Raw genomic sequence first — 26,482 nt, 5'->3', positions numbered from 1 at the left:
TATGTCCAATCTATAGACCCCATTTGCGAGCGCAGCATTGCAATAGATGGTCATGAAGGAGTTCGGCTTATATGAAAAAGGAAGAGGTTACACTGAAAGAAAGCTTATTTCTTTTAGTTGTTTTATTAGCCATTATAGGATTTTGCATTATCGGCTTAAGCATGGATCCACAAATTCCGATATTATTCTCCTTGGGAATTATTATCGTCTTCGCTAAAATAAAGGGCATATCTTGGGATCGCGTTCATAAAGGAATTTCGAACGGTATTACGCCCGGATTAATCCCTATTCTCATCTTTATGCTAATTGGAGCCTTAATCAGCGTGTGGATTGCAGCAGGAACAATTCCAACGATTATGGTTTATGGCTTTGGCATCTTGTCCGCTAAATATTTTTTGCCTTCTGTTTTTATCATTTGTGCAGTCGTTGGCATTACAGTAGGGAGCTCCTTCACTACGATCTCGACTGTAGGTATTGCCTTCTTCGGAATGGGGCAGATTATGGGATACCATCCCGCCATTACGACTGGGGCAATCATTTCAGGTGCATTCTTGGGAAACAACGTCTCGCCTTTATCAGATACAACGAACCTGTCCTCGGCTATTGGTGAGGTTGACTTGTTCGAACATATCCGTTATATGCTGCGGGTTGTCATTCCCGCCTTTCTGATTTCACTTTTATTCTTTGGAATTGTAGGTCACGCGAAGGTGCTGACGACAGGCGAACAAATTAATGAACTTGTTCAAACCTTAAATTCGTCATTTACTGTTTCGGCTTGGACCCTAATACCAGTGTTAGTACTTTTTCTATGTGCCTGGCGGAAAATTCCGGCCATTCCGACTTTGCTCCTAAGCATTGTCTTTACAATTGGAATTCTGTTCATTTATCATCCAGAGACAAGCTTGGCTAGTTTGTCTAAGCTTATGCAGGATGGTTATGTAGCGAACACAGGCGTTGAGAGTGTGGACAAGCTATTGTCTCGCGGCGGTATTCAAAGCATGATGTGGTCTGTTTCACTTATTCTGCTTGCCTTGTCTTTAGGTGGATTATTAGTGGAAATGAACATCATTAAAACAATTATTTCTCGTATTTCTTCCTTTGTCAGCACAAAAGGAAAGCTCATTCTAATGACAGCAGTTAGCTCCATGGGGATTAACCTGCTGCTTGGGGAGCAATATTTGTCCATTATTTTACCAGGTGAAGCGTTCAAGTCACAATATGATGCGATCAATGTCCAGCGCAAGGAAATGACAAGAATCCTCGCAAATGGAGGAGCGGCCTTTAATGCGCTTATTCCTTGGGGGGTTAGCGGAGTATTTATTACGGGGACGCTCGGCGTATCTACACTTGAATACTTACCATTTGCAATATTCTGTATTGCAGCACCACTGCTCAATATTCTTTATGGTTTCTTGAGAAAGTCTAAACAAGCGTCTAAAACGCTCTAATCGAAAAGTCGAAGAGAAAAAGTTGGTGTGCAGCCAGCTTTTTTTCTGCGATAGAGCACATCGCTTCTGTGAAATGCGTGGAATTAATTACTAATGAAAATCAATGCTATAATATGTTATACCTATTTCAGAATATCTGGAGAAAAAAATCACAAAACTGGATTCTGTCACATGAAAATGACCTTCTAATCCCACCTTCACACACGATGAGATTGGAATCAGCCATGACTCAAGGAGGTTAACATATGTTAATAGAAGAACTGCAAGGCAAATCATTAGATGAATTTTTCCAAGGAATTCTGTCTTTAGAGACAATTGAGGAATGCTATGCTTTCTTTGATGATTTGTGTACAGTGAATGAGATCAAGACGATGGTTCAACGCTTTCAGGTTGCCAAGATGCTGTACAACCATAACACTTACAGTGAGATTGAAGCAGAAGCAAACGCAAGTACAGCTACCATTTCCCGTGTTAAGCGTTCTTTGAATCACGGCAACCATAGCTATGAATTGATGTTCGCCCGGATGAAGGAACAAGCGGACAAAGGTTCAAAATAAGCTTACCAATCATCATTTCTTACGAATATATGTATCTTCGTACTAGGAAAACCTCTCCATACAGGCTTGCGCACCTTGAAGGTTCAACTTTCACATCAATTACTTTCTAGTTACATGTAAAGCAACTTCCATGCCCAAAAACCAATTAGGGGAGAAGGAGGGGGAGACTTAGCTTCGCTCAGTCATATGAGTAAGCGGATTGCTCTAGTCACCCCCAACCAATGCATGCTACTCCTCAACGAGCTCCTTGAATGACTTCACCTTGCCATGCGCATGCGGAGTTTGCTTGCGAATTTTATCGGCGTTTTCCCGGCGATGTTTCGGAATGGACATGAATGATAGCCTCCTCCTGAGATTAGCCAATCAGGCATCATAAGATCATGGCTAGATAGATACAAGCATCTGTCTAGCCAGCAGCATTCGATTTGAATGTGAACCGAATGTGTCATTAATATGAGCTGTATTGACAGCGGCTATCCCCGCCAATGTTAGGTGGTGAACGCATGTGGATTGTTTTGACAGAGGAATAAGTTGTATGATATTCTTTATTTAGATGTTTATCTAAATATCTAATGTTGAATGATCAGTATTCCAAGGGTCGGGGGATGATTCAGGTGAATAAATCAGCATGGAAATGGATGATGGCAGCATGCTTGCTGCTTGGAAGTGCCGTGCCTACTGCATTTGCAGAAGAGATGAAGCATGAAGCAGCAGTGTCTGAGAAGAAGGATGGGGCTATTATGGTTCCGCTTCGTCAAGCAGCGAATGCAATTGGTGCTTATGTAAAATGGGATCAGGGTACAAAAGAAACAACGGTTGCCTTTTCAGATCGAGTATGGATAGTGCGCAGTGGAAGTGTTGAATCTACGGTGAACGGGCAATCTTGGAAGCTGTCAGCGGCACCTAAATTGGAGCAGGGAATGTTGCTTGTTCCTTTGGACAGTATGCGCGAAGCGCTGCAAATTCAAGCAGAATGGATGAATGGGGAGATGCAAGCAGACAAATCGGATTGGAAGACGCTTGCTTCCCAATTCGTTATGCAGTTTGCTGCAGCCGCGGATCATCCAGAAGCGGCAGAACAGATTCAATCACACCTTACTCCCGCGCTTCAACAGGCAGGACAGGTTCATCCAATTGGCATGTTCGCTAAACAAGTCACAACCATGCTCGGAAAGCCAACCCAAATGATTCAAGCCTTGCAAAGCGAAAATGAAGTGCATCGCAATGTTACTATCTCATTCAAGACTGATAAAGGTGCGGTATTATCCGTGGTGCTTCGTTATGCCAATGATGGTTTGGTGGATGATATGTACTTCAACTTCACGCCGCAAGGTCAATATCAAGCCCCGTCCTACGAGGATAAGAACGCGTATCGGGAAGAGTCGATTGTAATTGGAGAAGGGCAATTCAAGCTGCCAGGCACATTAACCTTGCCTGTATCGGGTGAAGGCAGCTATCCAGTACTTGTGCTCGTTCATGGATCGGGTGCGAATGATCGCGATGAGTGGATCGGCGGAACCAAAATGTTCCGTGACTTGTCCGTTGGCCTTGCCAAACAAGGAATTGCAACGATTCGGTATGAGAAGCGAACACGCGAATACCCGTATCAGTCGAGTGCGATTCCGCGTTTTACAGTGAAGGAAGAGTCGACAGATGATGCCCTGCATGCGGTTGCATGGGCAGCCCAAGATAAGCGGCTAAACAAGCAGCAAATATTTGTGCTTGGCCATAGTCAAGGCGGGATGCTCGTACCTAGAATTCTTGCTCAGGATACGGCGAAGTCGATTCGAGGGGCTGTTATTGCAGCAGGCCCTTCAGGTCCGCTTGAAGATCTTATGTTGACACAATTCGAAGGACAAGTGGCTCGTGCGAAGGAAGCAAAGCTGCCTGAACAATCGATTGCCCAACTGGAAGCGCAAGTAGCGGCTTGGAAACAGTCGCTTCAAATCATTAAAAATAAAGAATACACAGTAGACAACTACCCGGCGAATTTGCCTCTGGGGACGCCTTCCTGGTGGTTTGATTTCCGTGACTATTACGGCGGGGAAATTGCAAAAAATCAACAGGTTCCAATGTTGCTTATTCAAGGGGACAATGATGTTCAAGTAGGCAAGGAGCATTTGGACGGCTGGAAGAAGGCGCTAGCGGCTCGCACCAATGTAGCGTATAAGCTATATCCAAAGCTGAACCATGTTTTTGTACCGTATGATAAGCCCTCTACGGGAGAAGAATATATGCTGCCGGGCAATGTGCCGCTTGAGGTTATCAATGACCTGTCGAAATGGATAAAATCTCAATCCTAATGTAATGTTCATTACACACGCATTTAGTATTGATTATTATGAACAAGAGTGCACTGTCTGATTCAAGGCGGTGCGCTCTTTGTACGTTGTACGTCATTCTGGATAAATGATGTACACAGAGGAGGATTTATAGCATGAGGCGTACGAAAAAACCACGAAAATTTATAATCAGTATTTTTATTACCTTCGTTCTCCTTATTTTTATTCCCTACATATTGGTGAACAGCACACCCTCATTAACCGCCCTATTCGTGAGAAAGTTATTTGAAACCCCAATTGCAACCCAGCCTGAAGGGTATGAATCGTTCAGCAGCCAAGTGCAGGCGCAGCGTGATTTGACTTATCCATCGAAGTATAAGGATAACCGATTCGATATATACTTGCCGAAAATGTCCGAAAGAACGAAATCATATCCGACCATTATCTGGGTGCATGGTGGCGCGTATGTGGGAGGGGATAAGAAGGATCTTGCGATTTTCTCCACTATGTTAGCAAGTCATGGCTATGCGGTATTGACGATGAATTATGAGCGAGCGCCAGAAGCCAAATATCCTACGCCTATTTTGCAGCTGGATGAATTTTATCAATATGTAAAGGCAAATCCGGAGCATTTCCCGATTGATGCCAATCGGCTGTTCTTTGCCGGAGATTCGGCAGGAGCACAGATTGCCAGCAATTATACAGCCATTCAGACACACTCAGATTTGGCACGTCAAATGGGAATGGAGCAAGCAGTACCGCGAGATACTATAAAAGGAGTACTGCTGTATTGCGGCCCCTTTGATTTAGAGAAGTTTCACAGTGCGGAATACGCATTGCCCATTCAATTTTTCCTGAATCAAATCGCTTGGAGCTACATTGGAGAGAAGAAATGGCACGAAGTCGAGAAGGTGAAATTAGCCTCAGTCGTCAACTTTGTGACCAAGGATTATCCACCAGCCTTTATTACAGACGGGAACAAAAACTCGTTCGAGGAGCACGGAAAAGAGTTGGCTGCGCGGCTCGAAGCTGTAAATGTTCCCGTTCATACCCTATTCTTTGCTAAGAATGAAGCCATTACTGAGCATGAATATCAATTCAAGCTGGATACGGAGCCTGGAATGATGGCATTGGAACAGAGCTTATCCTTTTTGAAACAATACGCAAGCAAATAAAAAAACAGGAGACAGTACAAATGAATAAGACAGTGCGCACTGTGCTCCTGGTGTTTATTTTTACTATTTCTCAACTTGTGGAGTCCATAATTTATATAAATCAGCAAATGCAAATGAATCATATTGAATATGCTGCAGCATAGGATGGATAGGATGCTCGTGCTGCGGGTGGTGCATGAACCCGATGCAGGCTTCGTCAACTAAGTATTGAACGATACAATCAATCCTTTTTTCCCTATCTTCTGTATTTTCATGCTGGAACAAAAATAACTGGGATTCAATCCATTCCAGTTGTTCAACACTCAAATAACGACGGAAAGCCAATGCCTCACTGCGGAAAGCAGCCAGCACCGAAAGATGCGGATCAAGCGAAGAGACCTCACCGGACAGGATGATATCCATGTCTTGATCGTTTGTCGGATTATGGACATCGTCGAAAGAGTAGGGGTGAAGTTCGATATAAATCCCGATACAAAGCGCTCTTTGTTGAATCCAGGCTGCTTCCTCCCATGCTTCTGGGACATCCAGCATATATAACCGCAGCTTTTCGCCGTTATAGGAGCTGTCGGTAAGCCAACTTTTTGCTCTAGCTAGACTTTTCCTGATCAGAGTGCTTTTCCACGGGAAAAAATGAGAGGCAGGGAAAAGCTCAGTTCGATCTAGCTCCTTCCACATAGCCTCCATGTCCAGCAATTCGATCAATGCTAATCGCAACATTCGATCCCGCATGATAGGGGAGTGCTTCGCATTGAAAATAGCAAACCGATATCCGAGCTCCGCGGTACGATCATTTGCTGGATTGAACTGAACTGTTCCAGTGCTCGGAATGTCATATTGGATAAGATGAGCCCGTTCCGGCGGCATTTGCCAACAATGAATCTCGTCTATATAAGCGCGCTCGCGAAAATACGGATCAAATGCATGCAGCACAATTCGATTTTGCTGGCTGGATACGATTCGATAAGGTCCAGTGCCAATAAACAGCCTATCCGCAGTCGCACTATTCTCTGGGAGGATAATCATCGGCGTTGACGCTAGATAGCGTCCGAACAAAGGATTCGAGCGTTGAAGCACAATGCGAACCATGAGTGGCGAAGGACAATCTATGGATGCGATATCCTGGACTAGCCAGCGATTGGGACAGGCTAGATGCATGAGCCGTTCCATGCTAAACTTGACATCCCGACTTGTCAAAGCGCGATGGTGATGGAACCATACCTGCTTGCGCAAATAGATCGTCCATGTATGCCTTTGCTCATCAACCTCCCATCCAATAGCCAAATGAGGCACAAGCTCATTCTGATCTGCATCAAAACGGAGCAGCGTATCTCCGATTAACGAGGCAAGCATTGAATCATAGGTGATTGATACGAACGCAGGATCAAGATTTGTTACTGGATAGGTTGTAATGGCATGTAACACATCTTTGTCTGCCGTTGCAGGTCGCAGCCCTAACTGCTCTTGAATAGGCTTTTGCAAATCACCGATCCACTGCCTTGGAAAAGGAAGTTGGAGGACATGAAGTAGTTGTTCCATGTCTTGATGCTGAAGGCTGTGCTGGATGGAATCAAGCAAATCATCATAAAAATCCGTAACAAAGCATATCTCGGATTGATTTCCCCTGCCTCGTCCAGGAGTATAAGTACAGTAATGCTCAGAAACTAGCTTATGCAGCTTTCGCTTGGCATTTTTGCGGCTGCAATGCCATACATGTTCCAGTTCTTGCAACCGCAGCGCTGCGGTACGGTTACGTTCACGCTCGTAGAGATAAGCGCGTAATGACAAATAATCCAATTGAAGCAATTCGCTCACCTCACTCTAAAAGGGGACATGTAAGCAAGGATTATACCCTTTTTTCCTCTTTTTGCAAGACTGATAATAGGGATAAGGCAATTATCTACTAAGAGGAAATGGGAGGAGACGTTCCTATGTTCACAACGCAAAGAATCCGATTGCGCAAAATGACAGAGCAGGATGTACAGGTGTATCATAGCTGGAGAAACGATGCAAGGGTGATGGAGACCACAAATCCATGCATGGATTTATATACCCCTGAGGATACCGATGCATTCGTTCGCAGCGTTATCCTCGGATCAGCGAATTCGAAATCATACATCATTGCTGATGCAGACACTGAAAAGCCCATCGGAATTATGTCACTTATTTCAATCGACTGCAAAAATCGCAATGCAGAGCTCATTATCGATATCGGAGAACCGGATTATTGGGGGAAAGGATACGGACAGGAAGCATTGCAGATTTTACTGCAATATGCCTTCTACGAGTTGAATTTGCATCGGCTATCCTTACGAGTGTTCGGTTTTAACGAAAGAGCGATTAAGCTGTATACGAAAATAGGTTTCAAGCAAGAGGGGATCGTGAAAGAAGCCCTATTCCGCAATGGAGCTTGGCACGATGTTATTCATATGGGACTGCTGCAATCGGAATACACAGTAAAATTTACATAGAAAGTGAAAAATATAACTATTCATTTGGTGAAAGTGATAACTTTCACTTTTAAAAATCAAAGTATATGCTACCATTATCCATGTACGGTACATCTTTCGCATGCGCAGCGAACCAGTATACACAGACGAGGGGTATCACAACATGAAGAGCATTCGCAAGGCTGGAACCTGGCTGCTGATTTTATGTCTTATCGTAATGGTAGCAGCTTGTGGTAATGGGAATGGAAGCAAGGGAGCGCAAGGCTCGGATGCGGCATCTCAGCAAGAACAGCAGGGCAAGACCATTACATCTGTCGGGGAAGGTGATGGGAAGCACGGTGCGATTAAGGTAGAAGTAACTTTTGAAAATAATGAAATCAAAGATATTAAGGTACTCGAACAGAAAGAGAATGAAGTTCTGGCCGAACCTGTATATAAACAGCTTAAAGAAAATATGATCAGCACCAATACGGCTGAAGTAGATGCGATCAGCGGCTCCAGTATGACAAGCCATGGTTTCATTGATGCAGTTAAAGATGCCGTATCCAAGGCAGGACTTACGCTAATTGCGAAGAAAGCCGATTCCTCCAATAAATCCGAGGAGCCTGCAGAACAAACCTATGACATCGTCGTAGTTGGTGCAGGCGGAGCGGGATTCAGTGCGGCCATCGAAGCGAAGAAGGCTGGTGCTTCCGTCGTCCTGTTGGAAAAGATGCCTACAGTAGGCGGCAACACGCTAATTTCCGGCGGGGAAATGAATGCAGCGAACACATGGGTTCAACAGAAACTTGGCATTAAAGATGATGTCGAATTGTTCATTAAAGATACATTGAAAGGCGGCGACAACGTCGGCGATCCAGAGATGGTGCGCACGATGGCTGAGAATGCTACCCAAGCAGCCGAATGGCTGAAGGATGAGATAAAGGTTGAATTTTTGCCGGATCACCTCTTCCAATTTGGTGGGCACTCGGTAAAGCGAGCGCTTATACCACAGGGACATACAGGAGCAGAACTGATTACGAAGCTGAAGAAGCACTTAGACGGAGCAGGCATTCCGTTGAAAACGAATACAAAGGCAGATAAACTGTTGACCGATGCATCCGGCAAGGTGATTGGCGTCGAAGCAACGGGTGAGAACGGCAGCAAGCTGACGTTCCATGCGAACAAGGGCGTTATTATTGCATCCGGGGGCTTTGGCTCCAATGTAGAAATGCGTAAGCAGTACAATCCAGAGTATGATGAGAAATACATGACAACAGACGCCCCAGGTTCTACGGGTGACGGTATTGTAATGGCACAAGCTGCAGGGGCGGCACTGACCAATATGGCGAGCATTCAAACGTATCCAATTTGCAATCCGAAGACCGGTGTAATTTCACTGGTAGCGGACAGCCGTTTCGATGGCGCAATCCTTGTGAATCAAAGCGGCAAACGTTTTGTAGAAGAGCTTGAACGTCGCGACGTTATTTCCAAAGCAATTTTGGCGCAAGAGGGAAAATACGCTTACCAGTTGTGGAATGAAGATATTGCGAATATTAGCAAGACTCATGAGGTACACAAGGACGAGTATGATATGCTTGTAAAAGAAGGCGTATTGTATAAAGCAGATACATTGGAAGAAGCTGCGAAGTTCTTCAATATCGATCCGGCTGCATTGAAGGCGACGATTGAACGTGTCAATGGCTTCGCGAAGGCGGGCGATGACAAGGACTTCCATCATCGTGCAGGTTTGAAGGATATGAGTAAAGGCCCTTATTATATTGAAAAAGCAGTTCCATCCGTTCACCATACGATGGGCGGTGTTGTCATTAACAAGACGACCCAAGTATTGAATGAGAAGGGACAGCCGATTCCAGGCTTGTTCGCTGCTGGTGAAGTAACTGGCGTCATCCACGGCAAGAACCGTCTCGGCGGCAACGCAGTAGCGGATGCCATTACGTTCGGTCGTATTGCAGGACAACAGTCTGTGAAGTAGCTGTAATAGATGAACACAAAAAAGGAAGCACTTCTCATTTACCAAAATAGGTGGAGAGTCGTGCTTCCTTTTTTATGACTCTTTATAATTCTTTGCGGTAATGACGGTTTCAAATTCAAAGGTTTCCGGCAGATGGTCGGCGTAAGAGTACTCAAAGGTGCGTCCGTCAGTCAGGTAGGCTACCTGTTCGACTCGCATCAGGTAGTCCTGATCCGTTACGTCCAGAAACTGCTTTTCCCTATCATCTGGACGAATTCCCTTGACTCGTACAATCGATGTTCCCACTTGAAGACCAAGCTTATTTTGAATGTGCGAGTATATCGACTGCTCTAATACCGTAACATCAACACCAGGTATGACCGAAATGGGCATCCATGTATGCTCCATTATCGTCGGGATACCGTGAATAATACGGAGGCGGATGATTTTATAGATAAAATCGCCGGCTGCAATCCCCAATTTTCTGGCCATAGTTTCGTCCGCACCGATAATCGCGAATTCGATGATCTTGCTTTCTACCTCACTGCCGTACACAGCTTTGGTACCGATTAAGGTCTGAATCATTCGCGCCTTTTCCTGCTGATGCCAGTCTTGAACCACCGTTCCGCTGCCGCGCCGGCGGATGATGTAGCCATCACGAACCAGCAGATCCAGTGCCTTTTTGATGGTAAGAGACGCAACGCCGAATTTTTCAGCAAGGATTGGGCTGCTTGGGATTTTTTCGTTGATTTTATACTCGCCGTCTAAAATCTGCTGTTTGATTTTTTGGTAAATGGCGAGATATTTTACTTGAGTTGACCCGCTTGCCATTTCCCTGCCTCCTTTGAGCTGGACTTCCTTTCTTAACTGCCCTCTAGTAGTTCACATGTAGAGCCTCAAGCTTGTAAACAGAAGGTGATGGTGCAGCAAATCCGTTTTCCAAGATTTCAATATTCGTTATCGCTTCTTCGTCTGTTACAAGTTTTGAAGCGCCATTTACGATAGTTTCATACGCTGCATCATAGAAACGGCCGTAATCGCCAAGTGGAGTTTTGATTTGTTTTTCAATCCAGTCACCGTTTGCGTTGCGGTATTTAGCAATACCATAGTACATCGGCGAATCTTCACCAAAGCCTGCACTTTCAGGCATAATGCCTGCTTTCAGATCATTTTCCTGCTGATCTTCACCGTATTTGATGAATGAGCCGTTTGTTCCGTGAACGATAAAGCGCGGATAATCTTTTGCTACAACATGGTTGGTTTTAAGTTTAATTTTTAATTGATATCCGTAATGAAGATCAACATCGAAATAGTTATCAACCGCACCTTCCACTTCATTATTGCGAATATCGTAGGTCACCGTATCCGGACGGCCAAATAGTGAAATCAAGCGATCCATCATATGAATCCCTAAACCGTAGAATGAACCTTCTTCTTTCGAACCTTCACGGCTGATTGAACCAGGACGGAAGTAATCAATATGCGATTCAACTTCAAGTATGTCACCAAGGAAACCTTGTTCAATAACCTGCTTCACAGCTAAGAAATCACCATCGAAGCGGCGGTTTTGGTAAGGCATAACGACCACACCTTTTTCGTGGCCTAAAGCTAGTAATTCTTTCGCATGTTCAACTGTATCGCAAAATGGTTTTTCAACGATAACTGATTTTCCAGCAAGTATCACTTTTTTCGCCAATTCGTAGTGCGTATGTGCAGGCGTACAGATCGTCACTAATTGGATTTCATTGTCGTTCAATAATTCGTCCAAATCAGTGGTGAAATTAACCCCCTTTTTCCGATATGGAGCAGCTAATGCTTCGTTCACGTGCCGAGCAAAAATTGTTTTTACCTTTATATGCTCACGCGTGTTCACGTAAGGTAAGTGATAACGGTTGGCTGATTTACCAAACCCGATAAAGCCCATTGTTAATGTCATGTTGTGTAACTTCCTTTTCGTAAATATTATTTATGTTTATTATATATATATATTTATAAAAGTATATAGTTTTGTTTTTGAAATTATATAAATAAGGTAAACCTAATTATTTTGGTTACTTAAAACGATATAAATGGTGAACAAGGCAATGGATGAAAAAGGCTACCTTTTTTTGAAACCTTTACCTGTATAAATTTTGGAAATTTTACAATTGTGCGATGAAAGTCATTGCATTCTGGTTGGATGCAAGCTAGAATAAAATATAATACCAAAATGATAGATTTATTTTGAAATAAAATTTCCGAATAAGTAGGGATAGACATATGTCGATACATGATAATATTTTAATCAAAATCCGTGATATGAAGGATAGCCTTACACCAGTAGAACGAATCGTGGCTGAGTATGTACTCGCTAACCTAGAAGAAATACCGCATTTGTCGATCAAGAACTTGGCTCAGCTGACGAAGACGAGTGATGCTTCCGTGCTCCGTTTCTGCAAAACGATGGGGTACTCGGGCTACCGCAGCTTTATTGTCAGCATCTCCGCATCGATTGGATCGATGGATGATGAACAAAAGGATCAGTATACGGACATTCAACCAGGGGATGATTTAGATACGATCATCTCGAATATTTCGCGCAACAATAGTAAATCCATCGAGGATACGCTTTGCGTAATTGATCGGAAAGAAATCGCCCGTGCCGTGCAGGTGCTGCGCGAGAGCAATCGGGTTGTGTTCTTCGGTATTGGCGCATCAGGACTTGTCGCAATCGACGGCGAGCAGAAGTTTTCGCGCATCAACAAAATGTGCCATGCTTATACAGACGGGCACAGCCAATTAACAGCGGCTACACTGCTTGATAAGGGCGATGTTGCGATTTTTGTCTCGAATTCAGGCGATACGATCGAGATCTTGGATACCTTAGAGATTGCCAAGAAAAATGGCGCCTGCGTTATCGCAATAACCAAGTATACGAAGAGTGAGCTGGCAGAGAACGCCGATATCGTGTTGAGCATCTCAACACCCGAGGTAACGATTCGCAGCGGTGCGATGGGATCGCGGATCGCCATGCTGACGGTAATCGATATTCTCTTTGCGGGAGTAGCAAGTGCGGAATATAAGAATGTGAAGAAATATTTGACGAAAACACATAATATATTGGCCAGCAAACATCGTTGATGCAGCATCAGGATGTAATGACAGACATCGGAAGGGGATAACCGCCGGTGTCTTTTTTTGTTGAAAAACAAAAATAAAACACCAATAATTTATTTTATAATAAAATTTTATTTCAAAAACTGTTGACCATGATGAAAATTAGGTCTAAGATGGGTGTATAAGAAAGTTATACAAAACAGGATAGGAGGATGGCTATGGATGAGTATCTGGCGGGTCTAACGACAGAAGAAATCAATCCAGAGACATTGGTGATAGACGAGTGCACAACCGATCAGATGCTGCGCCTAATGAATGAGCAGGATTCGAAAGTTCCGCAAGCGGTTGCAGCAGAGATTCCGCAAATTTCGAAAGCGGTTGACACCCTGCACCATGCGCTCAAAAATGGCGGTAAAATGTTCTATGTCGGGGCTGGATCTTCCGGCAGAATCGGCGTCCTCGACGCTTCAGAATGTCCACCCACTTTCGGAACTGACCCTTCGTTAGTGCAAGGACATATCGCTGGGGGAGACACTGCACTGAGATGGGCCGTTGAAGGCTGCGAGGATGATGCAGAGGAGGGAATGGCGTTAATTGAGAGATGCGGCGTGACGGACAAGGATGTGGTTATTGGCATCACAGCGAGCGGAAGCGCACAATTCGTCATAGCGGCCCTAAGAAAGGCGCGCGAAATTGGAGCGGCGACAATTGGCGTTGTGAATAATAAGCAATCCAAGCTAGAGAGCGTCTGCGATGTATGCATCTCACCTGTTGTAGGACCGGAAGTCATTATGGGATCGACAAGATTGAAAGCGGGTACAGCCCAGAAGTTGGTGCTGAATATGCTGACAACTTGCACGATGGTTAAACTCGGTAAGACTTTTAATAACTTGATGGTGGATCTTAAAGCGAGTAATATCAAGTTGCGTGATCGTTCTGTTCGGATTATCCAAGCGGCTACAGGGGTTGATGCGAAGACAGCGACCAGCTATTTAGAAAGCGCTTCCATGAGCTGTAAGCTTGCCATCATGATGATTAAGACAGGACTTGACGCTGCTGAAGCGGAACGGGCATTAGAGCAAAGTGAAGGCAGCTTAAAAAAAGCAATTGGCACGTTTACAAAAGCGGTATAGAAATCATTCATTCGATATCCTTGAGGGGGGCTTTATCAATGAGAAAAAGAATGCGTGTATTGGCGTCCATCTGTGCTTTTACCTTGGCAATTTCCCTACTGTCGGCATGCGGAAGTTCCAATGATGCAAAATCGGGAGAACAGGCGAATGGAGGCAAGGGCGGCAAAGACACAATTACAGCTTTGCTTCCGCCAGTATCCGGTAAGTTCCAAGACAACTTCAAGCAAATGGAGAAGGAGTTTAGCGAGTTGTATCCTGATCTGACGCTGAAGATAGAGCCAGCAAGCTGGGAAGATGTGACGCAAAAGCTCGATACACAAGTTAATGCGGGCAGCCCGCCGGATATTGCATTCATCGGCTCTGCCAGTATTCCAAAATATATCCAGCAAGGAATGATGATGGATATTAAGGATGTAGCAACGCCTGAAATGATCGCGGATTATGATAAGGTTCCGCTTGAATACATGAAGAACGGAGACGGACTCTATGGCTTCCCGGCATATATGGAGGTTCACGCATTGGGCGGCAACAGAGAGTTCTTGGAGAAAGCCGGAATCGACTGGAAGAAAGTTCAGCAAGAGGGCTGGACGTTTGATGAATTCCGCGAAGCTGTGAAGAAAGGTGTCGTAAAAGAAGGCGACAAGACTTCCCGCTATGGCTTCGTATTCGCTACGGCTGGCGTAGCTTCAAAGGACTACTTGGGGATTCTGGTTAAGAATGCAGGCATGCCTGATCCGTTCGATAAAGATTTGAAGTATGCATACACAAGCAAGAACTTCTTGGAAGTACTGAAGGATATTCGCACGCTCATTGATGACGGCTCTATGCCGAAAGAGCTCAGCTCTGTAGACGCAGGTAAGCGCTGGAACATGTTCCTGACAGGGCAAACCATGATTACAGGTAAAGGTCTTGCAACTTTCGAAAATAACGCGAACGAAAACAACGAAAAAATTGCAAAAAAAGATGGCAGTGAAGTAAAAGGCAGTATTCCGGTTCAATATACCGTTCTGCCGGTTCCAACCTTCTTAGGGCAGAAGCAGCAATCTACTGTCGCGGTGGATGGTTATGTAACCTTCCGTGGAAAAAATGAGCCAACGCCTGAGCATAAAGCGAACGTAGTAAAAGCTGCATACTTCCTTGCAAGCGGTAAAGTTGCAGCGACAACGAATAATGATCTCTTTGCAGCGCACATTACACAATCGGCAAGAAAAGAAGCAGAAAAGATGCCAATCAAGAGAGACGAGTTCAATGAAAAGGCTGTACAAACATTGCTTAGCCATGCAGCGCCTGCACGTCCAGACATCCCAACAGACCTGGGTGCAAAAGCGATTAAAATGGAAACGGAAGTCATTGTGCCTAAGCTTCAAGCGTTGATTGCCAATGAAATTACACCTGAGCAAATGTATGATGCTGTGAAATCAGCAGCCATTTCAACATTTGGTGAAGACGGCATTGTGAAGGACTAAGAATGTAGTCAGCTTCGGATCGCTGCATGGATCAACATACGGCGATCCGAAAATGTTTATGACATTGCGTATTGAAAGGGGTTTCGCATTATGGCCCAATTAGCTAAGCCGTTGAAAAGACGGAAAATTAGAGGGGATTCCGGTTGGGGATATGCGTTTATCGCGGTAGCATTGGTTGTATTTGCAGTCTTTACCGCATATCCGGTCGTAAGTGCCTTTATCATCAGTTTTCAGGATTATAAACCGCTTGGATCTACATGGATAGGATTCGATAACTATATTTCTTCCTTTAAAGATCCGCTCTTTTGGAAGTCTATCAAGAATACGGTTGTATATACGATACTCACCGTTCCCGTTGCATTGATGATCTCGTTTGCGGTCGCCATTCTCATCTTGCCGCTTAGCAAGAAGCTGCAAACGACGTTCAAGGCCGTTTACTATTTGCCGGCAGTTGCATCAGGCGTTGCCATGTCCGTTGTATGGCTGTGGATCTTCGATCCGATGGAAACCGGTATTATGAACCAGCTCCTAGGCCTGTTCGGCATCAGCAATTTGAATTGGCTCGGCTCAAGCTCGACTTCGATGTTCTCTTTGGTTTTGATGTCCTGGCTGGCAAGCCACGGTACAAGCATCATTATTTATTTGGCAGCATTGCTCGGTATTGATGATAGCTATTATGAAGCAGCAGCGCTGGACGGGGCTTCCTTCCTGCAGAAGCTGTGGTACATTGTCATTCCTTGTTTGAAGCCAACAACCTTGTTCTTGTTGGTAACTGGCGTTATCGGCTCTTTCCAAGTATTCCAGAACGCTTATCTGATGACAGGCGGCGGCCCGGACAACTCGACAACAATGGTCGGATTGCTCATCTTTGACAACGCATTCAAATATTTTGAATTCGGTAAAGCTGCGGCACAATCTCTCGTGTTGGCTGCAATCATTGCTATCATCTCGTTCATGCAATTTAAATTTATGGGTAAAGACGTGGAGTATTAAGGAAAGGGGAGAAGCCAACGATGTCACTCTACAATCCGCATAACGGACAACCGGCGGCTAAACATACGAGAAACGCTGCCATCATATTCATACTTTTGTTATTTGCTTTGGCCACGATCTTCCCTATTTATTTTATGATTATTTCTTCCTTCGGGGATCCCGTCGAAGCAGGGGCGATGAGCTACTCGCTCTTCCCATCTAAAATATCTTTTGAATCGTATAAGTTTTTCTTCGATTACAGTGAATACTCACTGCGCTGGTTATTGAACTCATTATTTGTAGCGGCTGTTGTTACAGTTTCGAACGTGTTCTTTGCAAGTATGGCCGGCTATGCCTTCTCTAAAATTAAGTTCAAGGGCAGAACCGCATTGTTTACATTGCTTCTCGTTGCGATGATGATTCCGTATCAGGTAACACAAGTGCCGTTGTACATCTTGATCGTTAATATTTTTCAAATCCAAAACACGTACAGCGCTTTGATTTTGCCTGGTCTCGTTACTGTATATAATATTTTCCTTTCGAAGCAGTTCATGAGCAGCATTCCGAATGAAGTATTGGAATGTGCGAAGATCGAAGGCTGCAATCAGTTTCAAGTGTACTTCAAAATTATTCTGCCGCTGTCTAAGACTGTACTCGCGGTAATGGCGATTCTTACATTTATGGATAGCTGGAATACGTTCTTCTGGCCATTCTTGGTTACGAATACAATGGATATGCAGACGATTCAGGTAGGCCTTAAAAACTTCAGATTTGCCAACACGACATACTTTTCGCCGATGATGGCAGGTGCTACAATCTCAGCGCTGCCTATGTTTATTCTCTTCTTCAGCTTGCAGAAGTACTTCCTGCAAGGGGTAACCGTAGGTGCGGTGAAAGGCTAATAAAGAGGAATTTCAAAAAGGTCGCCTTTGATCACGAAGGTGTATGGAAAGTAATTCGGCATCGAATCGTGCACTCACTCTCGAATAGTGTCTGCTTTCGAAGTATGTTTCCTTCGGAAACATCTTAGCTGCTCATGTAGTCTCGCCTACACTGCGCTGCTCCTTACAAGTTTTTCTTAGCAAAACTCACTTCGGAAGCATTAGCTTCGAGTTCCTGACAATCTTCTCGGTGCTGAAAACCGACCTTTTTGAACTGGATTATAGTCTCCTGCAATCTAATCCTGAACCTTCATCGCTGCGATGAAGGTTTAATGTTTAAATGGAGGTCCTGCGATCATGCTTGTCACATGGGATAACAAATATAGGGAAGACGTTATTGCATTATGGAATGAAGAGGCAGTTCGCGATGGATATAAAGAGCTTACTGTAGTGAGTTTCCAGGACATCTTTCGTTCTAACCCTTACTTCGATTCGGCGAACACATTCGTTCTACTTGATGATGAAGGCAGTGTACAAGGCTTTGCCTGCGGTTGTACTGGGGATGACTTGCCGCTTGGCGATACAGCCGGATATATCACATGCGTTGTATTGTCCCGCAAATGCAGTTCAGACGATCATTACAAGCAACTGCTGGACGCGGTAGAGCATCGTTTTCGTGAGCTTGGGAAGAAGCAGGCAGATATCCTGTTCTTCAACCCGATGAAGCTGCCTTGGTATATTCCAAATACGCTGCATCATGAGCATAACAATGCGCCGGGAGTACCCATCGGCAGTGAATTCCATCAATTTCTGCTGCGGCAAGGCTACATGGAACGAGCTGTTCAACAAGCGATGTATCTGCCTTTGGCTGAGTTCGAAATCCCTGAGCAAATCGTTACTAAGGAGCAAGCGGCAGTGGCAGATGGTTATACCGTCGGTTTGTATGATCGGGTACGTCATAATGGGATCGCAGCCATGCTGAATGAGCTGAACAACCCGCTGTGGCGCAAGGAGATTGGGCAAGCAACTGCGGATGGTGTTCCCGTAGTGATTGCAGCGCATCAAGGCCAAGCAGTTGGCTTCGCAGGTCCAGTCATTCGCCAGAAGAGCGGTCGGGGATATTTTGCTGGCATTGGCGTGAGTCCCCATCATAAAGGACATGGACTTGGCACCATTTTATTCTTCAAGCTTTGTGAAGCATTCCGCAGCATTGGGACGGAATACATGTCGTTATTCACAGGAAGCACCAACCCCGCGCTTCGCATTTACGAGAAGGCGGGATTCCAGACCGTCAAACAATTTTCAATCATGAGAAGGGAGTTGTAGGTATGAGCGAGCAGCAACGAACGATTTTAGCAATTGGTGGTCATGTGGGAGATATGGAGTTGACGGCGGGTGGTGTATTGGCAAGCCACGCACTCAAGGGCGACCGCATTGTAACCTTGGCTTTGACAGCAGGGGAACGAGGGGTTCCGGCCGGACAGAATATGGCGGAATATCGCGAGCAGAAGGTGAATGAGGCGAAGGCGTTCGCGGAAATGCTGGGCGGTGAAGCGATTGTATTCGATATTCCAGATGGCGAGCTGAAGGACAATGAAGAAATGCGTCTGAGAGTTTGCGACGTTATTCGTCAGATGTGTCCGAACATCATTATTACGCATTTTAAAAACAGCATGCACAAGGATCATATGACGACCCATCGCATCGTGAATGATGCGCGCTTCTTCGCTGGGCTGGCATCGCTCGAGCGGGAACTTCCCGCATTCTTCGCTTCTACACTCTATTATGCAGAAAATTGGGAAGATGCGGTTGATTATAAGCCATATGTATACGTCGATTTCTCGCAGGAGGCTTATGATCTGTGGATCAAGGCAGTTTCCCTGCATTGGTTCGTGACAGGCAGCAAATCATTCCCGTATCTGGAATACTACAAGCATTTGGCGCGGGTACGCGGTATTGAGGCTCGGAAGCAATATGCGGAGACGTTTATGGTTCCAGCAGAAACGATGTGCATACGGAAATCGGAATTATAAATTGACTAGTAATCGCACATATAAGGAGGCACCTATGATCCGCAACGGTATTGATTGTATTGGAGAATATTCTGAAATATTCAAAGGCAAACGCGTCGGCCTTATTACCTCCCCAACAGGATTGAACAATCAATTTGAATCCACAATTCAAATTTTACATGACAACTTCAACCTAGTGGCGATGTTCTCGCCAGAGCATGGGGTTCGCGGTGATCTAGCGGCAGGGGTACAGGTTGAGACCTATACAGATCCATTTACAGGCGTGCCTGTATATAGCTTATATCGCAAAGATTCCAAGCGTCTCAGTCAGGAGATGCTGGACGAAGTCGACTTGGTCGTCTACGATATACAGGATGTTGGCGTACGCTATTATACGTTCATATACACGATGCTCTATGCGTTGGAAGACTGCGCGAAGGCAGGCAAAGAGTTCGTCGTATTGGATCGAATCAATCCGCTTGACGGTAATACAGTAGAAGGAAATATTCTGAAGGCGGGCTTTCAGTCGTTTGTTGGTAATTATCCATTGTGCGTTCGTTATGGCTTGACTGCAGGCGAGGTTGCCCTGATGGCGAACGAGCAGATGAACTGGAACGCCAAACTGCATGTCGTTCGCTGTGATGGCTGGGAGCGGTCGATGCAGTTCCCGAATACAGGAAGAACATGGGTTATGCCATCTTTAGGGCTGCCGCGCTATGATTCAGCACTTCTCTATCCAGGTACATGTGTATTTGAGGGGACGAACATATCGGAAGGCCGAGGTACAACAGCGCCATTTGAAATCATCGGGGCGCCTTTCATTGAGGCAGAAACGCTGGCAGATGAAATGAACCGCCAGAAGCTGCCGGGCGTTATTTTCCGGCCTGTTTATTTCAAGCCGTCCTTTTCGAAGTTCGAAGGCGAGCAGTGCGGCGGGGTGCAAATTCATGTGCTCGACAATCGCGCGGTTCAGTCATTTGAAGCTGGCGTTAAACTAATGTTCACGATTAAGAACAACTATGAGCAGTTTGCCTTTTTGCCGCCAGTGAAGGAGAATTCCAGGCCTTTCATCGATTTGCTCTGCGGAGACAAGCTGTATCGAGAGGAATCTTTGGATGTACCAGCGATGCTCGAGCAATTCCGTGAGGAAAGTCGGGAATTTGCGATGCTGAAGCAGCAGTATCATTTATATAAATAGAGAACAGTTTTTACAAGGAAGATGAAGGATGTGAGCGTACGTTGACATACGTAGCAGGCTTAGACGGCGGCGGTACGAAGACAGCAGTAATGATTGCGGATGATCGAGGAACGGCGGTGCATGCCTTTACATCTGGAGCTATTAATATTAATGGTCAGGATGAAGCGAGTGTACGTGCAAGTCTGCAAGAAATATTCGAGACGATCGCAAGCGTATGCGGCGGGCTTGGGAACTGTGCGCAGGTGTGCATCGGAGCAGCCGGAGTCAGCAATCCGACAGTCGTAACTCGGCTCGAAGCCATTGTCCGCGATTGCGGATATGAAGGCGGACTCATCATTACCGGCGACCAAGAGACGGCATTGTACGGCGCCCATAACCGTGAATATGGCATCATTCTCATTGCAGGCACGGGATCTATTTGCTATGGGAGAAATGAAGTGGGTCAGTCTCATCGCGCTGGCGGCTATGGCCATCTCATTGATGATGAGGGTAGCGGCTACAGCATCGGACGTGACTTGTTATCCATCGTTGTACGGGCGTACGACGGGCGCATACCTGCAACGCCGATTACAGATAGGGTAATGGAGCAGTTGGGGATTGAATCGATGCAGCAATTAATTCGATTCGTATACGACAAGCAGACAAATAAGAAGGATATTGCAGCTCTTGCTCCGATACTATCGCAGGCATGTGAGCTAGGTGATTCTGCAGCTCTAGAGATTGCTCGTAAGGCGGCAAGCTCTCTCTGTGAGCTTGTTATCCCGGTGGTAGAGAAGCTGTCTCTACAGTCAGGGACGGTCGCCATGGCAGGAAGCGTGCTGCTGAAGAACAGCAATGTGCGAGATGCTTTCGTAAACATACTAAAAGAACGTTATCCGAATATGGATTGCATTACACCGAAGAAGGATGCTGCGCATGGCGCAGTAATGATGGCATTATCCAAGCTTGCGGCCTGCTCCTAGGAGGGTGAGTTTATTAGAAATGCAACATATGCAATCGTATCAAAATCGCGGTGAATCGTGTCTTCTATTAATGAGAGGATGCAAGCAGCTGCGATTTTCTATTGTTGTATGTGGCAATGTGGACGCGGCGGGGAACCACCGTGCTGTTCGTTCAGCTAATTTCAAGAAAGATCCAAAATATTATATGTAAACAGAACGGTCAGGCAGCAATTTAATGAAAGAAAGGAGCTTTCCTGCATCGAGTTCTACTCATGCTTGGAAGCTCCTTTCTGATTGAAATAGATTACATGCTTCCTTTTCGTGTGCCGCGGAATAAGATGCTCATGGACCATCTGGCACACCATAACGATATAGCAGCAAACAGCAGTGCCCACACAATGGCTGGAATGTAGGTGACATGGCTGAGATTGGCGGCATCTCCTGCCCCATTCGGCATTCTTATGGACAAGAAGACCAGATATACGGAGCTGATGACCGATTCCACTAGACAGATGAACGCGATTAGCAAATAGTAGCCGCTTCTAAGCCATGGGGGAGCGAACTGCCAGATGAGGCCTGTCAGTGCAACGAAGCCTGCGCACCACATCATGCCATACCCATTGCGAACGAACAGAATTAGGCTGATTAGCGCTAAGGATGCAATTGCGATAAGCCCCGCGGCCTCCTGCTTACGAGCATGCAAATAGAACAGCAGTACAGCAAATAACGAAGCGCCGATGTAGCCGGCGAGCGATATCGGAATCGCCTTCCATGTTGACGTATATGCGGAATAGGTAACACCGCTTTGATTGCTGAATAAATGAATGTACATCACTTTACCAGAGAGTACAAGCGTAACGAGTGCATGAGACAGCTCATGAATTAACGTATCTACATTGCGAAAGAAGCTTGAGAAAGGTATAAACCGGGTCAAGCAAGCGGTAGCAGCAATAAATAAGATGACTTTTGTCCAAGAACGTATGGCGATCCCTTCTCCCTGAATCTTCAATTGATCCTGCATGATTTTCTTCTCTTTATCCTCCTTCATGATATTCGACGCCTGATTCTGTATTCCTTGAACCGCAAACGGAAATTTCATGTAGATAACTTGTCACGCTTGTCATGCTAGTCTGCATAATCGGTCAAGTTCCCACATAGACATGTTATCAGTGATGAGGAGTACACCGAATCGAAGAATATTGATGTCAGAGGGGATGATCTCATGCGTCGGATCACATGGGTATTGGCCATCGTGATGAGCGTAGCGATCCTAGTAGCTGGTTGCGGCAAAAAGGATGCGTCTGCGGTGGTTCAAGATCTGGACAAGGTAATGAGCAAATTGGAAAGCTATGCAGGCATCGGCACGATGACGCTGCACTCAGGGCAGCAGCCGCTTGAATACCGGGTTGAGGTATGGTATCAAAACCCGTCGTACTACCGGATCGAGCTGAAAAATGAAAAGAAGGATATTACGCAAATTGTACTCCGCAACAAAGAGGGCGTCTTCGTTTTGACACCAAGCTTGAATAAAATTTTCCGCTTCCAAAGCGATTGGCCGGAAAATCAAGGCCAGGTATATCTGTATCAAACGTTAGTACGCAGCATCCTGTCCGATAACGCGCGTCAATTTACTGCAGATGGAGATAACTATGTATTCGAAGTGGCCGCCAATTACCAGACGGATTCTCTTGTTCGCCAGAAAATATGGCTGAGCAAGGACAGTTATGCACCGAAGCAAGTACAGGTGACGGATTCGGAAGCCAAGGTTGTCGTGGAAATGAAATTCAATCAATTCGACTTCAGCAAGAAGTTCGATCAGGATTCCTTTGATATGCAGCGCAATATGACGAGTATGAAAAATTCCTCGCTTCCAGACACGACTGTAGACGCAACAAAGATTCCGGATGGAAATACAAAGGAAACGACTGCGAAAGTGGATGATTCTAAACAGCAGCCTCAACATCCTGGAGATGAGCCTTCATCTGGGACGACAGATGGAACAGGTTCGGAAACGACAGGTTCTGATGCAGGAGCGAGTGATCGCAGCAATGATGAGGCTGAGCTTGGTCCGTTCGGTATTATTGAGCCATCTTATTTACCGGAAGGGGTAACAAAGAAGGATGAACCTGCAATTCCGGACAGTAAGGAGCACGCTGTTGCCATTCGATATTCAGGAACTTACAACTTCACGATTATGGAATCCCGTCCGAAGGATATGGAAACCGGTATGCCAATTGGCGAAGGTCTCAACCTTGGCTTTACGGTTGGACAGCTGTCAGGCGAGGAGCAAAAGGCTCTCACATGGATGTATGACGGCGTCAAATACCGCATCGTAAGCAGCGATCTCCCGGCATCTGAAATGGTAAAAATAGCACAATCCATGGTTGACCAGCCAGGAAAATAGGCGAATGTATTGAGGTGCGCGGTCCGTATTCTAATTGATGGAATAGGGGCCGCGTTCATGCGTATCGGCCATTGCAGCAGAGGAATCGGATGATTCTGACTAGACAAGTGTTTATTTCCTTAGAAAAGGGTGGTAATCGCCGTCTGCATTGGTTGACAGTCTTCCGAACGGCAAGTAACATAGGATATTGACGATTGAACGGGAGAAACGAGAGACGGTGAGGGTGGTTGACTTGGAGACGTATTTTCGCCCGACGCGCGCAGAAATTTCATTAGACGCATTGCGCCGGAACTTGCAAGCATTCCGCAGCACAGTACCTGCTTCTACAAAGCTTAGCGTATGTGTGAAGGCAAATGCATATGGACATGGTGCGGTAGAAGTTTCTCGTGCCGCAGAACAATTTGGTGTTGATTATTTGAATGTGGCATTTATGGAGGAAGCGATTCAACTGCGCAAGGCAGGCATCCATACGCCGATATTGATACTTGGATATACGCCGCCCGAAGCAATCGAAGCGGCATTCAGGTATGATATAAGCTTGAATATATTCTCCGAAGAATGTATCCAAATGCTGGAGCAGCATGCAGCAACATGGTCGGTGAAATATGATGACCGTAAATTGAAGGTTCACGTCAAGGTCGACTCCGGCATGGGTCGCTTAGGCATTCGCAATCCAGAGGATGTTGTCCAAGTGATAAATCGGCTGAGAGCGATTCATGGTGTCGAGGTAGAAGGGGTATTTACTCACTTCGCGACAGCGGATGAGGCAGATAAGTCGTATGCGCAAGTACAGCGCGATCGTTTTGCCTTGGTTATTAATTTATTGAAGGAACACGAAATTCCAGTTCCGATCATTCATTCTAGCAACAGTGCAGCCACCATTGATATGCCGAATTGGGGCGACAATATGGTGCGTGTAGGTATTAGTATGTACGGTCTGTACCCATCCGCTGAGGTGAATCAGAAGTATATTGCACTGGAGCCGGTGCTTAGCTTGAAAAGTGCTGTCAGCCACTGCAAAGAAGTCCCTGAGAAAGAGGGAATCAGCTATGGAGTGAATTACTGGACGAAGCAAGGGGAATGGATTGCAACGATGCCAGTCGGCTACGCGGATGGTTATTCACGCTTGCTGCAGCGCAAAGCCTTAATGCTGATTCGTGGGCAGCGAGTTCCTGTTGTGGGCAATATTTGCATGGATCAATGCATGCTGTCCTTGCTGTCTTTAGGTCAAGAGGCATCTACAATTGAAGCCGGCGAGGAAGTTGTGCTTATTGGCCGTCAGGGTGAAGGCTGTATATCAGCAGGTGAGGTAGCGGAATGGTTTGGCACGATACACTATGAGGTGACATGCATGATTGCACATCGTGTACCGCGCGTATATATTGAAAATGGTCAGGTTGTGAAGGTGTTGAATCCGCTCCTTATCGGATAGATACAGCCGATTGCAGAGCTGTATATCCAATGATTCGGCATATGGAACCATTTACCGCGAAACTTTTTGCGGAACTTGAAGGATTTTGGTGTATCAAGGGCGAATGAAATGGAGAGGCTCTCTGTGGATGATTATAGAGATGAACATGTTGCAGGCTGCAACATACTTCGTCTGCATTGGGCATATATATTCTTTTGTATAAATTTTCTACGGAATCGACATAATGGTAACTAGGCAGGAAAGGTTTTGGGGGTGCGAGGACAGGTGGCTAATATTCAGAACACCAAACGGATCATGATCAGCTTGCCCGACCAATTATTACAAGAAGTGGACGGCATCGTCGCTATGGAGAAATCCAATCGGAGCGAGTTCATCCGACAAGCGATGAAATTATATTTAAACGAACGCAAGAAGCGGCACATTCGTGAATCGATGCAGCGCGGTTATATGGAAATGGCTAAAATCAATCTCACAATGGCATCGGAGGCTTTTTATGCGGAAGAAGATGCGGATGGCACTCTCGGCCGTTTGGTTAGCGGGGTGTAAACATTGATTGTGAAGCGCGGCGACGTTTTTTTTGCGGATTTATCGCCCGTCGTTGGATCGGAACAGGGAGGAGTTCGACCTGTCCTCGTCATACAGAACGATATTGGCAACCGATTTAGTCCAACGGTGATCGTTGCGGCGATTACAGCCCAGATCCAGAAGGCGAAATTGCCGACCCATGTCGAGATTGATGCGGAAACCCACGGCTTTGATCGTGATTCGGTCATATTGCTGGAACAGATTCGTACGATCGATAAGCAGCGTTTGACAGATAAGATAACGCACTTAGATGAGGAAACGATGCGCAAGGTTGATGAAGGGTTGCAGATTAGTGTAGGCTTGATTGATTTCTAACATCTATAGTCGGAATGAGTGAAGGACGGGGATTACCTCGTTCTTTTTTGCTTTGCTTGGAAGATACCCTAATAAGAAGATATTCTAACTGGAGGACATGGTGAAAAGTGAACTTGTGCAGCGGAACGGGGGAATTGGCCGATGCAAGCTTTGCTCTGGAAAATAGGGCTCATTTTTGCGACAA

The 26,482-nt window shown here is 45.6% G+C and carries 24 protein-coding genes; 19 read left to right on the top strand and 5 right to left on the bottom strand.

Annotation, left to right across the window (positions count from 1 at the left end):
* Positions 1-71: 71 nt before the first annotated feature.
* The gene (gene nhaC, locus NO352_RS18130; protein ID WP_005543959.1) at positions 72-1,448 is read left to right on the top strand and encodes a Na+/H+ antiporter NhaC; all 1,377 of its coding nucleotides are present in this window, start codon (positions 72-74) and stop codon (positions 1,446-1,448) included.
* A 245-nt stretch (positions 1,449-1,693) separates the two neighbouring features.
* Positions 1,694-2,005, top strand: a complete 312-nt coding sequence (locus tag NO352_RS18125) for a YerC/YecD family TrpR-related protein (RefSeq protein WP_163975031.1) — start codon at positions 1,694-1,696, stop codon at positions 2,003-2,005.
* A 228-nt stretch (positions 2,006-2,233) separates the two neighbouring features.
* Here NO352_RS18125 and NO352_RS18120 read toward each other — a convergent pair whose 3' ends face one another.
* Entirely contained in the window at positions 2,234-2,338 is a 105-nt protein-coding gene (locus NO352_RS18120; protein WP_005543954.1) for a DUF6254 family protein, read from the bottom strand.
* 281 nt (positions 2,339-2,619) lie between these two features.
* Between NO352_RS18120 and NO352_RS18115 the strand changes: the two genes are divergently transcribed.
* Together NO352_RS18115 and NO352_RS18110 are read left to right on the top strand one after the other, a co-directional pair.
* Positions 2,620-4,308, top strand: coding sequence for an alpha/beta hydrolase family protein (locus NO352_RS18115; RefSeq protein WP_289356365.1), 1,689 nt, complete (start codon positions 2,620-2,622; stop codon positions 4,306-4,308).
* Positions 4,309-4,442: 134 nt separating this feature from the next.
* Positions 4,443-5,462, top strand: coding sequence for an alpha/beta hydrolase (locus NO352_RS18110; protein WP_005543948.1), 1,020 nt, complete (start codon positions 4,443-4,445; stop codon positions 5,460-5,462).
* Between the two features lie 63 nt (positions 5,463-5,525).
* Here the strand turns inward: NO352_RS18110 and NO352_RS18105 are convergent, their stop codons facing one another.
* Positions 5,526-7,274 (bottom strand): ABC transporter substrate-binding protein, encoded by a 1,749-nt coding sequence (locus NO352_RS18105; RefSeq protein WP_289356363.1) that lies wholly within the window; start codon positions 7,272-7,274, stop codon positions 5,526-5,528.
* A 116-nt stretch (positions 7,275-7,390) separates the two neighbouring features.
* Between NO352_RS18105 and NO352_RS18100 the strand changes: the two genes are divergently transcribed.
* Both NO352_RS18100 and NO352_RS18095 read left to right on the top strand, forming a co-directional pair.
* Positions 7,391-7,930: a GNAT family N-acetyltransferase gene (locus NO352_RS18100; RefSeq protein WP_289356362.1), complete on the top strand. Its 540-nt coding sequence runs from the start codon at positions 7,391-7,393 to the stop codon at positions 7,928-7,930.
* A 142-nt stretch (positions 7,931-8,072) separates the two neighbouring features.
* The gene (locus tag NO352_RS18095; protein ID WP_289356360.1) at positions 8,073-9,884 is read left to right on the top strand and encodes a flavocytochrome c; all 1,812 of its coding nucleotides are present in this window, start codon (positions 8,073-8,075) and stop codon (positions 9,882-9,884) included.
* A gap of 72 nt (positions 9,885-9,956) precedes the next feature.
* Here the strand turns inward: NO352_RS18095 and NO352_RS18090 are convergent, their stop codons facing one another.
* Both NO352_RS18090 and NO352_RS18085 read right to left on the bottom strand, forming a co-directional pair.
* On the bottom strand, positions 9,957-10,694 hold the full coding sequence (locus tag NO352_RS18090) for a GntR family transcriptional regulator (RefSeq protein WP_005543942.1): 738 nt from the start codon (positions 10,692-10,694) through the stop codon (positions 9,957-9,959).
* Positions 10,695-10,737: 43 nt separating this feature from the next.
* Positions 10,738-11,799, bottom strand: coding sequence for an oxidoreductase (locus tag NO352_RS18085; RefSeq protein ID WP_005543940.1), 1,062 nt, complete (start codon positions 11,797-11,799; stop codon positions 10,738-10,740).
* 323 nt (positions 11,800-12,122) lie between these two features.
* Between NO352_RS18085 and NO352_RS18080 the strand changes: the two genes are divergently transcribed.
* The 9 genes from NO352_RS18080 (at position 12,123) to NO352_RS18040 (ending at position 21,583) form a co-directional block, all read left to right on the top strand.
* On the top strand, positions 12,123-12,983 hold the full coding sequence (locus NO352_RS18080; protein WP_005543938.1) for a MurR/RpiR family transcriptional regulator: 861 nt from the start codon (positions 12,123-12,125) through the stop codon (positions 12,981-12,983).
* 194 nt (positions 12,984-13,177) lie between these two features.
* Positions 13,178-14,092 (top strand): N-acetylmuramic acid 6-phosphate etherase, encoded by a 915-nt coding sequence (gene murQ / locus NO352_RS18075; RefSeq protein ID WP_289356357.1) that lies wholly within the window; start codon positions 13,178-13,180, stop codon positions 14,090-14,092.
* 38 nt (positions 14,093-14,130) lie between these two features.
* Positions 14,131-15,558, top strand: coding sequence for an ABC transporter substrate-binding protein (locus tag NO352_RS18070; protein WP_289356356.1), 1,428 nt, complete (start codon positions 14,131-14,133; stop codon positions 15,556-15,558).
* A 90-nt stretch (positions 15,559-15,648) separates the two neighbouring features.
* Positions 15,649-16,551: a carbohydrate ABC transporter permease gene (locus tag NO352_RS18065; protein WP_289356355.1), complete on the top strand. Its 903-nt coding sequence runs from the start codon at positions 15,649-15,651 to the stop codon at positions 16,549-16,551.
* Between the two features lie 20 nt (positions 16,552-16,571).
* Positions 16,572-17,432, top strand: coding sequence for a carbohydrate ABC transporter permease (locus NO352_RS18060; protein ID WP_289356353.1), 861 nt, complete (start codon positions 16,572-16,574; stop codon positions 17,430-17,432).
* Between the two features lie 336 nt (positions 17,433-17,768).
* A complete protein-coding gene (locus NO352_RS18055) occupies positions 17,769-18,737 on the top strand; it encodes a GNAT family N-acetyltransferase (RefSeq protein WP_289356352.1) in 969 nt (322 codons plus the stop codon).
* Positions 18,738-18,739: 2 nt separating this feature from the next.
* Positions 18,740-19,444, top strand: a complete 705-nt coding sequence (locus NO352_RS18050; RefSeq protein ID WP_289356351.1) for a PIG-L deacetylase family protein — start codon at positions 18,740-18,742, stop codon at positions 19,442-19,444.
* 34 nt (positions 19,445-19,478) lie between these two features.
* Positions 19,479-20,621, top strand: coding sequence for an exo-beta-N-acetylmuramidase NamZ family protein (locus NO352_RS18045; RefSeq protein ID WP_289356349.1), 1,143 nt, complete (start codon positions 19,479-19,481; stop codon positions 20,619-20,621).
* A 41-nt stretch (positions 20,622-20,662) separates the two neighbouring features.
* Entirely contained in the window at positions 20,663-21,583 is a 921-nt protein-coding gene (locus NO352_RS18040; protein ID WP_289356348.1) for an N-acetylglucosamine kinase, read from the top strand.
* Between the two features lie 283 nt (positions 21,584-21,866).
* On the opposite strand, the gene NO352_RS18035 is transcribed toward NO352_RS18040, so the two are convergent.
* Positions 21,867-22,610, bottom strand: coding sequence for a M50 family metallopeptidase (locus NO352_RS18035; RefSeq protein WP_171419847.1), 744 nt, complete (start codon positions 22,608-22,610; stop codon positions 21,867-21,869).
* A 174-nt stretch (positions 22,611-22,784) separates the two neighbouring features.
* On the opposite strand from NO352_RS18035, the gene NO352_RS18030 reads away from it, so the two are divergent.
* The 4 genes from NO352_RS18030 to NO352_RS18015 all read left to right on the top strand — a co-directional run bounded on the left by NO352_RS18030 (position 22,785) and on the right by NO352_RS18015 (position 26,298).
* Entirely contained in the window at positions 22,785-23,966 is a 1,182-nt protein-coding gene (locus NO352_RS18030; protein ID WP_289356346.1) for an outer membrane lipoprotein-sorting protein, read from the top strand.
* Positions 23,967-24,198: 232 nt separating this feature from the next.
* Positions 24,199-25,398 (top strand): alanine racemase, encoded by a 1,200-nt coding sequence (gene alr / locus NO352_RS18025; protein ID WP_289356467.1) that lies wholly within the window; start codon positions 24,199-24,201, stop codon positions 25,396-25,398.
* A gap of 264 nt (positions 25,399-25,662) precedes the next feature.
* Positions 25,663-25,944, top strand: coding sequence for a CopG family ribbon-helix-helix protein (locus NO352_RS18020; protein WP_019422582.1), 282 nt, complete (start codon positions 25,663-25,665; stop codon positions 25,942-25,944).
* Between the two features lie 3 nt (positions 25,945-25,947).
* Positions 25,948-26,298 carry a type II toxin-antitoxin system PemK/MazF family toxin gene (locus tag NO352_RS18015; protein WP_019422581.1) on the top strand — a complete coding sequence of 117 codons (351 nt, stop codon included), beginning with the start codon at positions 25,948-25,950 and terminating at the stop codon, positions 26,296-26,298.
* Positions 26,299-26,482: the final 184 nt, after the last annotated feature.

Origin of the sequence: Paenibacillus sp. S-12 (genome assembly GCF_030363895.1) — a bacterium.
GTDB lineage: Bacteria > Bacillota > Bacilli > Paenibacillales > Paenibacillaceae > Paenibacillus_B > Paenibacillus_B alvei.
Note: the sequence above shows the minus strand (reverse complement) of the source record. Positions and strands in the feature narration are given on the sequence as shown.

What these genes read in the sequence shown, in the direction of transcription:
- nhaC (WP_005543959.1), top strand. Translation starts at nt 72, where the DNA reads ATGAAAAAGGAAGAGGTTACACTGAAAGAAAGCTTATTTCTTTTAGTT.
- NO352_RS18125 (WP_163975031.1), top strand. Translation starts at nt 1,694, where the DNA reads ATGTTAATAGAAGAACTGCAAGGCAAATCATTAGATGAATTTTTCCAA.
- NO352_RS18120 (WP_005543954.1), bottom strand. Translation starts at nt 2,338, where the DNA reads ATGTCCATTCCGAAACATCGCCGGGAAAACGCCGATAAAATTCGCAAG.
- NO352_RS18110 (WP_005543948.1), top strand. Translation starts at nt 4,443, where the DNA reads ATGAGGCGTACGAAAAAACCACGAAAATTTATAATCAGTATTTTTATT.
- NO352_RS18100 (WP_289356362.1), top strand. Translation starts at nt 7,391, where the DNA reads ATGTTCACAACGCAAAGAATCCGATTGCGCAAAATGACAGAGCAGGAT.
- NO352_RS18095 (WP_289356360.1), top strand. Translation starts at nt 8,073, where the DNA reads ATGAAGAGCATTCGCAAGGCTGGAACCTGGCTGCTGATTTTATGTCTT.
- NO352_RS18090 (WP_005543942.1), bottom strand. Translation starts at nt 10,694, where the DNA reads ATGGCAAGCGGGTCAACTCAAGTAAAATATCTCGCCATTTACCAAAAA.
- NO352_RS18085 (WP_005543940.1), bottom strand. Translation starts at nt 11,799, where the DNA reads ATGACATTAACAATGGGCTTTATCGGGTTTGGTAAATCAGCCAACCGT.
- NO352_RS18080 (WP_005543938.1), top strand. Translation starts at nt 12,123, where the DNA reads ATGTCGATACATGATAATATTTTAATCAAAATCCGTGATATGAAGGAT.
- murQ (WP_289356357.1), top strand. Translation starts at nt 13,178, where the DNA reads ATGGATGAGTATCTGGCGGGTCTAACGACAGAAGAAATCAATCCAGAG.
- NO352_RS18070 (WP_289356356.1), top strand. Translation starts at nt 14,131, where the DNA reads ATGAGAAAAAGAATGCGTGTATTGGCGTCCATCTGTGCTTTTACCTTG.
- NO352_RS18065 (WP_289356355.1), top strand. Translation starts at nt 15,649, where the DNA reads ATGGCCCAATTAGCTAAGCCGTTGAAAAGACGGAAAATTAGAGGGGAT.
- NO352_RS18060 (WP_289356353.1), top strand. Translation starts at nt 16,572, where the DNA reads ATGTCACTCTACAATCCGCATAACGGACAACCGGCGGCTAAACATACG.
- NO352_RS18055 (WP_289356352.1), top strand. Translation starts at nt 17,769, where the DNA reads ATGCTTGTCACATGGGATAACAAATATAGGGAAGACGTTATTGCATTA.
- NO352_RS18050 (WP_289356351.1), top strand. Translation starts at nt 18,740, where the DNA reads ATGAGCGAGCAGCAACGAACGATTTTAGCAATTGGTGGTCATGTGGGA.
- NO352_RS18045 (WP_289356349.1), top strand. Translation starts at nt 19,479, where the DNA reads ATGATCCGCAACGGTATTGATTGTATTGGAGAATATTCTGAAATATTC.
- NO352_RS18035 (WP_171419847.1), bottom strand. Translation starts at nt 22,610, where the DNA reads ATGAAGGAGGATAAAGAGAAGAAAATCATGCAGGATCAATTGAAGATT.
- NO352_RS18030 (WP_289356346.1), top strand. Translation starts at nt 22,785, where the DNA reads ATGCGTCGGATCACATGGGTATTGGCCATCGTGATGAGCGTAGCGATC.